The sequence below is a fragment of the Citrobacter sp. 506 genome, from assembly GCF_050434985.1.
GTDB classification, from domain to species: Bacteria; Pseudomonadota; Gammaproteobacteria; order Enterobacterales; family Enterobacteriaceae; genus Citrobacter; species Citrobacter braakii.
On the sequence record NZ_JBNDJN010000001.1, the window covers coordinates 1,959,800 to 1,972,069 of the forward strand.

Consider the following 12,270-nt stretch of genomic DNA (forward strand, 5'->3'; position numbering starts at 1 on the left):
TTATTGGCTGCAATACGTTGCATATATCAACACTATTTTCTGGAGCCGCTTCGTATTTAATAAATCTACTCTTATTTAAATGACGTTTTTTTTCAGTACGAGATAATGGCTGCGAATTAAATAAAGAGTCGCAAAGGAAATATTCAATTACTTTAATTCTAATTACATTATCGAACTCTGCCATCTGCTATTGGCCCAATCTCATCGCTAGTCGCCCATTTGCCCACATTCATCTTCTGGGCAACACTCTACGATGACACCACTGACCCAACATGTGGAGCAAACACCATGAACATCACGCAAATCCGTAACGCCACACAGCGCATCACCTTTGGCGGTAAAACCTTTCTGATCGATCCAATGCTGGCGGCAAAAGGGACTTATCCGGGCTTTACCGGAACGGCACGCGCCGAGATCCGCAACCCGACTGTGGAACTGCCCGTTGATGTCGACACCCTGCTCAACGTCGATGCGCTGATCGTGACCCATCTGCATGAAGATCATTGGGATGAGGCTGCTGCTCGTATCGTACCGAAAGACAAACCGATCTATGTACAAAATGAGCAGGATAAGCAGGTGCTGCGAAAGCAGGGTTTCACGCAACTGACCGTACTGGCACACAGCACCACGCTCGGCGACATCACCCTGCGTAAAACCGGCGGCCAGCACGGTTCGGATCGCGCTTACGCCATCCCACAAATGGCGGAGCGTCTGGGTGATGCCTGCGGGGTTATCTTCCAGCATCCGGCGGAAAAAACGCTGTATCTGATCGGGGACACTCTCTGGCGCGACGAGGTGGAAACCAACATGCGGACGTTCCTGCCTGGCGTGGTTATTTTGAACGCAGGTTTTGCCCACGTTATCGGGTTTGGCCCAATCATCATGGGCGCAGAAGATGTGCTAAAAACCCACTTCACGCTGCCCGAAGCACAAATTGTGGCGACCCACATGGAGGCAATTAACCACTGTCTTCTGACTCGCGCGGCTCTAAAAGAGTACGCCCACGATAACCAGATTGCGCAATTTGTTAACGTACCGGAAGATGGCGAAACCCTGACGTTTTAATATCCACAAAGGAATCGTATGCAACCGCTTAACGTCGCCATTGTTGCCGTGGAAGATTTCAGCCCGTTTCACTTCTCGGTGCCGTGCATCATTTTCAGTGACAAAGTAGCGGCGAAGAAACGCTTCGAGGTGCAACTTTGCGCCGAACAGCCAGGTATCGTTTCCTCGCAGGATGGCTTTTCCATTACCGCAGCTCACGGCTATGAAGCGGTGGAGGCCGCCGACATCGTGGTGCTCCCCTACTGGGGCACCACGGCACATCGTCCACCACAAAGCCTGCTTGATGCGCTCAACCATGCGCGACAAAACGGCGCACAGATTGTCGGGCTATGTCTGGGGGCATTTGTCCTCGGCTATGCCGGTCTGCTCGATGGCAAACGGGCGGCTACGCATTGGGAGTTCGAGCAAGATTTTCAGGCGCGCTTTCCGGCAGCCCGTCTGGATATTAACGCGCTGTACGTGGATGACGACGGCATAATTACCTCGGCAGGCACCGCCGCCGCACTGGATTGCTGTCTGTACGTCATCCGTCAGCGTTTTGGCAGCACGGCGGCGAATCAGATTGCCCGACGGATGATTGTGCCGCCGCATCGTGAGGGCGGCCAGGCACAGTTTATCGAGCAACCCGTGGCGAAAAATACCCAGGATCAGCGCATCAACGTCCTGCTCGACTATTTGCGCCAGCATCTCCACGAACCGCATAATCTCGACGAGCTGGCGCAGCGGGTGATGATGAGCCGTCGCACTTTAACCCGTCATTTTATGAAGGCCACCGGGTCAAGCGTGGCCGAATGGTTGATTGCCGAGCGTCTGCGCCGTAGTCAGATACTGCTGGAGTCCAGCCAGTTACCCGTTGAACGCATCGCCGAACAGGTCGGTTTCCAGTCGCCCATCACCTGGCGGCAGCATTTTAAATCCCACTTTGGCGTTAGCCCGGCTGAATGGCGTAAAACCTTTCGCGGCGATTAGCCACGTTTTTGCGCCAGCCAGATGGTATGCCCGGCGCAGTGCGGATCTTCCATCACCATCTCTACCACCACAAAACCGTGCGCTGACAGCAATGCGCGGTATTCATCCGGCGCGAGGCTGGCGTGAAACAGCGGTTCGCCCTCAAATTGCCCCATCGCGATACCGTTTTCCGTCCCGCTGGTAAACATCAGCGCGCTGCCGGGACGGCTGAGTCGGTCAAAAATCGGGAACATCTTTTGCTGATCCTGCTGAGTTAAATGGAAAAAGCTGTCCCAGGCGATCAGACCATCGAAAGTCTCGTTAAGTCCCAGCTCGCGCATATCCTGCTCCAGCCAGCGCTGTGCGGGAAAAGAGTGCCGGGCCCGCGCCAGCATCGCCGCAGAACCATCAATTCCCGTAAGCGGAAAGCCTTGCTGAATAAAATAACCAGCAATCGGCTGACCGTTGCCGCAGCCAATATCCACAATGCTGCCCTGTCCGCCCATCACGGTGATGAACTTATCCAGCCAGCTTTTCTCGAACAGTGCGCGTGAACGCTGGCTGGCAAAGGCCTCCGCATGACGTTGGTAGATGGACAGAATGTTGTTTGCCGCAGAGTCGCTCACGATGTCCTCACTTTTTTATTCTGTTAAGCATCACGACGATAAATCCTCCAGCACACGATCCGCAACCCTGGAATGCGCCTCGCAGAACCAATGCGCAAATACCCCAAAACCGTCCCGCTGTGGCATCATAGCGTGCAGATAACGTCATGACAGGGGTGATAAACGTGAAACCGGTAACGCTATACGATGTGGCAGACCATGCAGGAGTCTCTTACCAGACCGTCTCGCGCGTCGTGAATCAGGCCAGCCACGTTTCCGCAAAAACCCGACAGAAAGTTGAGGCCGCGATGGCGGAGCTCAATTACATCCCCAACCGCGTCGCACAGCAGCTGGCGGGCAAACAGACGCCGCTGATTGGCGTCGTGACGGCGAACCTTGCCCTGCACGCCCCCTCGCAAATCGTTGCCGCCATAAAATCCCGCGCCGACCAGTCCGGGGCCAGCGTGGTGATCGCCATGGTCGAACGTAGCGGCGTTGAGGCATGTAAAGCCGCAGTCCACAACCTGCTTTCTCAACGCGTAACCGGGCTTATCATCAACTACCCGCTGGATGAAGAAGACGCCATTGCCGTGGCTACCGCCTGCGGTACGGTGCCGGTACTGTTTCTCGATGTCTCTGATCAGACGCCAATTAACAGCGTGATTTTCTCCCATGACGACGGCGCACGTCTCGGCGTTGAACATCTGGTGCAGCATGGGCATCAGCGTATCGCCCTGCTGAGCGGGCCACACACTTCGGTTTCGGCAAGACTTCGCCATGCGGGGTGGCATAAATATCTGGCGCACTACCAGTTGCAACCCACCGCGGAGCTGGAAGGCGACTGGAGCGCGATGTCAGGTTTTCAGCAAACGCTGCATATGCTTAATGGTGGTAATCTCCCCACTGCCATGCTGGTCGCTAACGATCAAATGGCGCTGGGCGCGATGCGGGCAATCAGCGAGTTCGGTCTGCGCGTGGCGGTTGATATCTCGGTGATCGGCTACGATGACACCGAAGACAGCGCCTGCTACATCCCACCACTGACCACCATCAGGCAGGATTTTCCGTTACTGGGTGAAACCAGCGTCGACAGACTGCTGCAACTTCCCCGTGGGACCTCAAGCGTGGGCAACCAACTGCTGCCCGTAACCCTGGTTAAGCGCAATACGGTTCTGCCTCCCGATACGCAAACCCTCTCACCCCAGGTGCTGGCCGACTCACTGATCCAGCTAGCGCGGCAAATTTCGCAGCTCACACCCAAATTGTGAACGCATAACAATTGTGTGAGTCAGTTCACTCATTGAGCGCCCCATCCTTTACAGTTGGGATCGCTTATTCGTATTTTGATTGAAATTGTGAGCGAATAACAAATTCAAACAGGATACCGTTATGAACCTGAACACAGATTCACTCTCCGCTGTACTGGCCCGCCGTGACTGGGAAAATCCCGGCGTCACGCAGCTCAACCGCCTGGAGGCGCACCCGCCGTTTTGTAGCTGGCGCTCAGCGGATGATGCGCGCACCAATCAGCGATCAACTCAGTTACGCTCGCTGAATGGTAAGTGGCTGTTCGCCTGGTTTTCCGCGCCTGAGGCCGTGCCGGAAAGCTGGCTGACAAGCGATCTGCCACAGGCTGATACTATCAACGTCCCCTCTAACTGGCAGATGGACGGTTACGACGCGCCAATTTATACCAACGTCACCTACCCGATCCCGGTTAACCCCCCGTACGTTCCAGCGCAGAATCCGACAGGATGTTACTCGCTCACATTCAGTATCGAAGACGCGTGGTTAGATGAAGGTCAGACGCGCATTATTTTTGACGGGGTGAATTCCGCGTTTCATCTGTGGTGCAACGGTCGCTGGGTTGGCTACGGTCAGGACAGCCGCCTGCCGTCTGAATTCGATCTTAGCGATTATCTGCTGCCAGGCGAAAACCGCCTGGCTGTGATGGTGCTGCGCTGGAGCGATGGCAGTTATCTGGAAGACCAGGACATGTGGCGCATGAGCGGGATCTTTCGCGATGTATCTTTGCTGCATAAGCCCACTACGCAAATCCGCGACCTGCGCATTAACACCCGTTTTAACGACGATTTCAGCCGCGCCACGCTGGAAACAGAAGTCAGAGTGGCGGACAACGAGAGCGAAGATTTACGCGTCACCCTGCAATTGTGGGACGGTGAAACGCTCACTCACGAAACGACTTCCCTGCTCGGCAGCGAAATTATTGATGAACGCGGCGCTTATCATGATCGGGTTACCCTGCGTCTGAACGTCGAAAACCCGGCGCTGTGGAGTGCCGAAACGCCTAATCTGTACCGCGCTGTGGTCCAGTTACGTACCGCTGACGGAGTGCTGATTGAAGCGGAAGCCTGTGATGTCGGCTTTCGTCAGGTTCGTATTGAAAACGGCCTGCTGTTACTCAACGGTAAGCCGCTGTTGATTCGCGGCACCAACCGTCATGAGCACCATCCGGTCAACGGTCAGGTGATGGACGAGGCGACGATGGTGCAGGATATTCTGCTGATGAAGCAGAACAACTTTAACGCCGTGCGCTGCTCCCATTACCCGAACCATCCATTGTGGTACACCCTGTGCGATCGCTACGGCCTGTATGTGGTCGACGAAGCCAACATTGAAACCCACGGCATGGTGCCGATGAATCGCCTCACCGACGATCCCGCGTGGCTGCCAGCCATGAGCCAGCGCGTCACGCGCATGGTGCAACGCGATCGCAACCACCCGAGCATCATCATCTGGTCACTGGGCAATGAATCCGGGCATGGCGCCAACCATGACGCGCTCTACCGCTGGATAAAATCAGAAGATCCGTCCCGCCCGGTACAGTATGAAGGCGGCGGCGCAAATACCACAGCGACCGACATTATTTGCCCAATGTACGCCCGCGTCGATCAGGATCAGCCCTTCCCTGCGGTACCCAAATGGTCGATTAAAAAGTGGCTGTCGATGCCCGGCGAGCAGCGTCCGCTGATCCTCTGCGAATACGCCCACGCCATGGGCAACAGTTTTGGCGGCTTCGCCAAATACTGGCAAGCGTTCCGTCAATTTCCGCGCCTACAGGGCGGGTTTGTCTGGGACTGGGTAGATCAGTCGCTGATTAAATATGATGAGAACGGCAAGGCATGGTCTGCCTACGGTGGTGATTTTGGCGACACGCCTAACGATCGTCAGTTTTGCATGAACGGCCTGGTGTTCGCCGATCGCACCCCGCATCCGGCATTATACGAGGCCAAACATGTGCAGCAGTTTTTCCAGTTTACACTGCTGCCGGGACCCAAACGCCAGATTGAAATAACCAGCGAATATCTGTTCCGCCACAGCGATAACGAAGTTCTGCACTGGTCGATTGCCCAGGATGGCAACCCGCTGGCCGCCGGAGAAATCGTGCTGGATATCGCCCCACAGAGTCGCCAGGTGATTACCCTGCCAGATGTCCCGCTACCGGAAACCGCCGGCCAGTTATGGCTAACGGTACGCGTAGAGCAACCTCAGGCCACCGCATGGTCAGACGCCGGGCACATTAGCGCCTGGCAGCAATGGAAGCTGGAAGAGAAACTCAGCCTGGCGCCACGGCCAACTGCCCGTACCGCACCACTGCTGAACGTGAGCGAAAACACCTTTACTGTTGAGATCAACGACAAGCGCTGGCAATTCGACCGTCAGTCTGGCCTGCTGACACAGTACTGGATTGGCGACGCAGCCCAGCTGTTAACCCCGCTTACTGACCAGTTCACCCGCGCGCCGCTGGACAACGACATCGGCGTGAGCGAGTCAACCCGCATCGACCCTAACGCCTGGGTCGAACGCTGGAAAGCCGCCGGTCATTATCTGGTCGAAGCAACGTTACTGCACTGTGCTGCCGACACGCTAAGCAATGCGGTACTGATCGCCACCGAACATGCGTGGCAGTATCAGGGCGAAACGCTGTTCGTCAGCCGAAAAAGCTACCGTATTGACGGCAATGGTGAGATGCAGATAACGGTGGATGTCGACGTCGCCAGCGGCACGCCACATCCGGCCCGCATCGGCCTGAGCTGCCAGCTGGCGCAGGTCGCTGAGCGCGTGAACTGGTTAGGTCTCGGCCCACATGAGAACTACCCGGATCGCCTGAGCGCCGCCTGTTTTGATCGTTGGGATTTGTCACTTGATGAGATGTACACCCCGTATGTTTTCCCTGGCGAAAACGGTCTGCGCTGCAACACGCGTGAGCTACGCTACGGCGCGCATCAATGGCGAGGGGACTTCCTGTTCAACATCAGCCGCTTTAGCCAGAAGCAACTGATGGAAACCAGCCACCGCCATCTGCTGCAACCGGAGGCAGGTACCTGGGTCAATATTGATGGCTTCCATATGGGCGTGGGCGGTGACGACTCCTGGAGTCCTTCCGTTTCACCAGAGTTCCTGCTGAGTGCCGGACGCTACCACTACCAGCTGGTCTGGGGTCAAAAATAATAATAATCGGGCAGGTTCCCCCCTGCCCGCATTCATCGTAAGGAAGTCCATTATGTATTATTTGAAAAACACTAACTTTTGGATGTTCGGCTTCTTCTTTTTCTTTTACTTTTTCATTATGGGTGCCTATTTCCCCTTCTTCCCTATCTGGTTACACGATGTAAACCATATCAGTAAAGGTGACACCGGGATCATTTTCGCCTGTATTTCACTATTTTCATTATTATTCCAGCCTGTTTTCGGACTGCTTTCCGATAAGCTTGGCCTGCGTAAACACCTGCTGTGGGTAATTACCGGAATGCTGGTAATGTTTGCCCCGTTCTTTATTTACGTCTTTGGCCCGTTATTACAGGTTAATATTTTACTGGGTTCGATTGTCGGCGGGATTTACCTTGGCTTTATCTACAATGCCGGCGCTCCGGCGATTGAAGCCTATATTGAAAAAGCCAGCCGCCGAAGCAATTTTGAATTTGGTCGCGCGCGCATGTTTGGCTGCGTGGGCTGGGCGCTGTGCGCCTCGATTGCCGGGATTATGTTCACCATCAATAACCAGTTTGTCTTCTGGTTAGGTTCAGGCTGTGCGGTCATTCTGGCATTGCTGCTGCTCTTTTCAAAAACAGATGTCCCCTCTTCTGCAAAAGTTGCGGATGCGGTAGGCGCCAACAACTCGGCATTCAGTCTGAAGCTGGCGCTGGAGTTATTTAAACAACCGAAACTCTGGTTCCTCTCCCTGTACGTGGTCGGCGTTTCCTGTACGTATGATGTGTTTGACCAGCAGTTCGCCAACTTCTTTACCTCGTTCTTTGCCACCGGCGAACAGGGTACCCGTGTGTTTGGCTACGTCACAACCATGGGGGAATTACTTAATGCCTCTATCATGTTCTTTGCGCCCCTGATTGTGAACCGCATTGGCGGAAAGAACGCCCTGCTGCTGGCCGGTACGATAATGTCGGTGCGGATCATCGGCTCCTCCTTCGCTACCTCTGCGCTGGAGGTCGTCATTCTCAAAACGCTGCATATGTTTGAAATACCATTCCTGATCGTCGGTTGCTTCAAATACATCACCAGTCAGTTTGAAGTGCGCTTCTCGGCCACAATTTACCTGGTGTGCTTCTGTTTCTTCAAACAGTTAGCAATGATTTTCATGTCAGTTCTGGCCGGAAAAATGTATGAGAGTATTGGTTTCCAGGGGGCGTATCTGGTGCTGGGGATAATTGCGCTAAGCTTCACGTTGATTTCCGTATTTACCCTAAGTGGACCGGGGCCGTTTTCTCTGCTGCGTCGTCGCGAAAGCGTCACGCTGTAAAAGCCTCTTTGCCGGATACACCACTCACGTGGTTTATCCGGCCTTCGATGTGCCATCCTCACACGATGAGTCCTGACCTGGTGGTTTAAGTTCCGAGGACAACACGCCGCTTTTTTATCGTTATGGTAAAACGGGGCGAGAAGCCAGGTCATAGCATGAGCAAAAAGACGGTTGCGGTAACAACGCTCTTTATCAGCGTATTACTTACAGGATGTGGCAGCATTGATGCGCGCACGGAAGGCGAGGATTCAGATACGTATTACGTGGGAATGCGCCATGATATTGATAAACTAAAAAACCCGGGCGCTTACGATTATAACTATTTCGATTTAGCGCTGTTATTCGTTGATGTGCCGTTATCGTTCGTGGCCGATACGGTTTATGCGCCGTTTGATTACTATCACGGGCCGTATAAGAAAGTTGATTAACACGTAGGCCCGGTAAGCATTGCGCCACCGGGCATCACACGACGTTACTCCTCGATCGCCTGACGGATTTGCTGCAAGGATGCGGGATCGTCAATGGTCGTCAGATCGCCAGGATCGCGGCCTTCGCAGATCGCCTGAATCGTCCGTCTGAGCATTTTGCCGGAGCGTGTTTTCGGCAGTTGCGACACAAACCAGACGTGCGCCGGACGACCAAAATTACCAATTTGACTGTCCACCAGCGCCATAATCGCCTTCTCTTCCGAATGGGCAATGTCGCTGTCTTCCAGACTGTCGCTCTGTTTTGGAATAACAAACGCGACCGCCACCTGCCCTTTCAGCGCATCCTTCACGCCAACTACCGCCACTTCGGCGACGTTTGGATAGCTGGAAATACTCTCCTCTATCTCGCGCGTCCCCAGCCGGTGTCCGGCCACGTTGATCACGTCATCCGTACGGCCTAGAATGAAGTAATAGCCATCGGCATCGCGAATGCCCCAGTCAAAGGTGGCGTACACCTGGCGGGAAAACAGTGACCAATAGGTATTCACAAACCGCGCGTCATCCCCCCAGATAGTCTGAATACAGCCCGGCGGCAGCGGCCCTTCAATCACCAGCATCCCCTTCTCGTTCGCCGCACAAGGTTCACCGGTCACCTCATTGAGCAACTGCACGTTATAGCCGTACATCGGCACGCCAGGACTGCCCAGCCGCGACGGTCGGTCGTCCAGCCCGCGGGCGATAGCCATAATCGGCCAGCCGGATTCAGTCTGCCAGTAGTTGTCGATAACCGGGACGCCCAGCGTTTCCGTTACCCAACTGGCGGTCGGTTCGTCCAGCGGCTCACCCGCCAGATACAGCACCTCCAGCGAGGAGAGATCGTGATTGCGGATTTGCGCGGTCGGGAATTTTTTCAGCACGCGGATGGCGGTCGGGGCCGAGAACATCCGGCTGACCTGATACTTCTCAACAATTTTCCACCATACGCCGCAGTCCGGATACGTTGGCAGCCCTTCGTAAACCACCGTCGCCATCCCCGCCAGCAGCGGGGCATACACGATATAGGAATGCCCAACCACCCAGCCGATATCCGACGCGCAGAAGAACACGCCGCCCGCTTTGCCGCCGAAAATGGTGTCCATCGAGGTCGCCAGCGCGACCGCATAGCCACCAACGTCGCGCTGGACGCCTTTCGGTTTACCGGTTGTCCCGGAGGTGTAGAGAATGCAGGACGTTTCGTTCGACTCCAGCCAGACAACCGGCACCCGTGCGCCGAGATGTTGTTGGCGTAGCGCGGCAAAGTCGAGGTCACGCCCCTCCACCCGCGCCATTTTCGCCAGACCGCGGTCGACCAGCACCACATGACGCGGCTGATGCTGAGCCTGATCGATCGCATCATCGAGTAGCTTTTTATAGGGCAGGATCTTGCCGCCGCGCGCCCCGGCATCCGCCGAAACGATAACCACCGGTCGGGCGTCGTCGATGCGCGCCGCCACGCTGTGCGAAGCAAAACCACCGAACACCACCGAATGGATCGCCCCAATGCGTGCGCAGGCCAGCAGCGTAATGTGCGCTTCGGCGATCATCGGCATATAAACCAGTACCCGATCCCCGCGCTGTACGCCGAGCGACAACAGCATCGCTGCCACAACATTCACTTCGTCATACAACTGACGAAAGGTAAACGTGCGTTCTTCTTCGGTTTCTGATGACACAGCAATCAGCGCCAGCGCCTCGGGCTGTTTCTCCAGCCAGCGGTCGATGGCGTTATGGCACAGGTTGGTCGTCCCGCCACAAAACCAGCGGGCAAACGGCGGATTGCTGTGGTCCAGTACCTGCGTATACGGCTGCTGCCAGTCAATACGCTGGGCCTGCTCGGCCCAGAACGACTCCGGCTGCGTAATAGAACGTTGATAAAACTCGCTATAAGACATAATGCTCTCCTGTTGAACTTACGCCTGATGAGTCGGGTTTCAGATAACAAACAAATCCATATACTCATTGACCGGCATCTGCTCCAGGCGAGTTCTGTCCAGGGAGACATCCAGAATGCGCTGCTGCTGACGGGTCGGGAACTGACGCGCCAGGTTGATTTTGAACTTCTCGACCAGCTTCGGCATCCCGTCGTTACGACGGCGCGCGTGGCCGATTGGGTACTCCACCACCACTTCTTCAAAACGTGAGCCGTCGGTGAATTCCAGGGTGATGGCATTCGCGATGGCGCGTTTTTCAGGATCGTGGTAATCGGCTGTAAAGGCCGGATCTTCAAAGCAGTTGATCTTCTCGCGCAGGGCATCAATGCGTTTGTCCTGCGCCACGCCGTCTTCGTAATCTGCCGCGGTTAAACGCCCGAACAGCAGCGGAATGGCGACCATATACTGGATGCAGTGATCGCGATCCGCCGGGTTATTCAGCGGGCCTTTTTTATCGATGATGCGGATACAGGCTTCGTGCGTACGAATGGTCACTTTTTCGATATCCGCCGCCGTTTTTCCTGCAGCCTGTAGCTGCTCGTACAGCGTCATCGCCGCCTCTACCGCAGTCTGCGAGTGGAACTCGGCCGGGAAGGAGATTTTAAACAGCACGTTTTCCATCACATAAGAGCCGTACGGGCGCTGGAAGCGGAACGATTCGCCTTTGAAAGAGACGTCATAAAAGCCCCAGGTTTTCGCCGTCAGCGCAGACGGATACCCCATCTCACCGGTTTTCGCCATTAGCGCCAGACGTACCGCTCGCGAAGTTGCATCGCCAGCCGCCCAGGATTTACGCGTGCCGGTATTTGGCGCATGGCGATAGGTACGCAGCGACTGCCCGTCAACCCACGCCAGCGACACCGCGTTGAGGATTTCATCCCGGTTCAGGCCAAGCATCTCGGCGACCACCGCCGTGGAGGCCACTTTGACCAGCAGGACGTGATCGAGACCGACGCGGTTAAAAGAGTTTTCCAGCGCGATGCAGCCCTGAATTTCATGGGCTTTAATCATTCCGGTGAGCACTTTTTTCATGGTTAACGGCGCTTTCCCCACCGCTACCGCATTGCGTGACAGCCAGTCAGCCGTAGCCAGAATGCCGCCGAGGTTATCGGAAGGATGCCCCCATTCCGCGGCCAGCCAGGTGTCGTTAAAGTCCAGCCAGCGGATCATCGCGCCGATGTTAAACGCCGCCTGCACCGGATCGAGCTGGAACTGGGTGCCCGGAACGCGCACGCCGTTCGGCACCACAGTCCCTGGGACTACCGGCCCCAGCAGTTTTTTACAGGCCGGATATTCCAGCGCTTCCAGGCCGCAGCCTAAGGTATCAAGCAGGCAATAATGCGCGGTGTCATACGCTACCGTCGAAGTGATCTCGTAATTCATGACGTAATCAACGATATCAACGATTTCACGGTCAAATTCCGGGCGGACGTTCGAAATATGTGCAGACATAACAAGGGTTCCTGTTTTTTATA

At 55.4% G+C, this 12,270-nt stretch carries 9 protein-coding genes; 6 read left to right on the forward strand and 3 right to left on the reverse strand.

The features are described 5' to 3' along the window. The first annotated feature begins 288 nt into the window (after positions 1 to 288). Both ABIE10_RS09590 and ABIE10_RS09595 read left to right on the forward strand, forming a co-directional pair. Positions 289 to 1,065 carry an MBL fold metallo-hydrolase gene (locus ABIE10_RS09590; RefSeq protein WP_080860317.1) on the forward strand — a complete coding sequence of 259 codons (777 nt, stop codon included), beginning with the start codon at positions 289 to 291 and terminating at the stop codon, positions 1,063 to 1,065. 18 nt (positions 1,066 to 1,083) lie between these two features. Then, on the forward strand, positions 1,084 to 2,034 hold the full coding sequence (locus ABIE10_RS09595) for a GlxA family transcriptional regulator (RefSeq protein ID WP_080860319.1): 951 nt from the start codon (positions 1,084 to 1,086) through the stop codon (positions 2,032 to 2,034). Here ABIE10_RS09595 and ABIE10_RS09600 read toward each other — a convergent pair. Then, positions 2,031 to 2,639 carry a class I SAM-dependent DNA methyltransferase gene (locus ABIE10_RS09600; RefSeq protein WP_053390018.1) on the reverse strand — a complete coding sequence of 203 codons (609 nt, stop codon included), beginning with the start codon at positions 2,637 to 2,639 and terminating at the stop codon, positions 2,031 to 2,033. The genes ABIE10_RS09595 and ABIE10_RS09600 overlap by 4 nt on opposite strands. A 164-nt stretch (positions 2,640 to 2,803) precedes the next feature. Here ABIE10_RS09600 and ABIE10_RS09605 point away from each other — a divergent pair, with 164 nt between their 5' ends. The 4 genes from ABIE10_RS09605 (at position 2,804) to ABIE10_RS09620 (ending at position 8,825) form a co-directional block, all read left to right on the forward strand. Then, positions 2,804 to 3,886 (forward strand): LacI family DNA-binding transcriptional regulator, encoded by a 1,083-nt coding sequence (locus ABIE10_RS09605; RefSeq protein WP_141874889.1) that lies wholly within the window; start codon positions 2,804 to 2,806, stop codon positions 3,884 to 3,886. 121 nt (positions 3,887 to 4,007) lie between these two features. Beyond that, a complete protein-coding gene (locus ABIE10_RS09610; protein ID WP_429155409.1) occupies positions 4,008 to 7,091 on the forward strand; it encodes a beta-galactosidase in 3,084 nt (1,027 codons plus the stop codon). Between the two features lie 52 nt (positions 7,092 to 7,143). Then, the gene (locus ABIE10_RS09615) at positions 7,144 to 8,397 is read left to right on the forward strand and encodes an MFS transporter (protein WP_046275623.1); all 1,254 of its coding nucleotides are present in this window, start codon (positions 7,144 to 7,146) and stop codon (positions 8,395 to 8,397) included. A 155-nt stretch (positions 8,398 to 8,552) separates the two neighbouring features. Beyond that, a complete protein-coding gene (locus ABIE10_RS09620; protein WP_104651286.1) occupies positions 8,553 to 8,825 on the forward strand; it encodes a YceK/YidQ family lipoprotein in 273 nt (90 codons plus the stop codon). A gap of 44 nt (positions 8,826 to 8,869) precedes the next feature. On the opposite strand, the gene prpE is transcribed toward ABIE10_RS09620, so the two are convergent. Together prpE and ABIE10_RS09630 are read right to left on the reverse strand one after the other, a co-directional pair. Then, the gene (gene prpE, locus ABIE10_RS09625; protein ID WP_016155799.1) at positions 8,870 to 10,756 is read right to left on the reverse strand and encodes a propionate--CoA ligase; all 1,887 of its coding nucleotides are present in this window, start codon (positions 10,754 to 10,756) and stop codon (positions 8,870 to 8,872) included. Between the two features lie 39 nt (positions 10,757 to 10,795). Further along, complete coding sequence (locus ABIE10_RS09630; protein WP_016155798.1) at positions 10,796 to 12,247, reverse strand: bifunctional 2-methylcitrate dehydratase/aconitate hydratase; 1,452 nt, start codon at positions 12,245 to 12,247, stop codon at positions 10,796 to 10,798. Between the last annotated feature and the right edge of the window lie 23 nt (positions 12,248 to 12,270).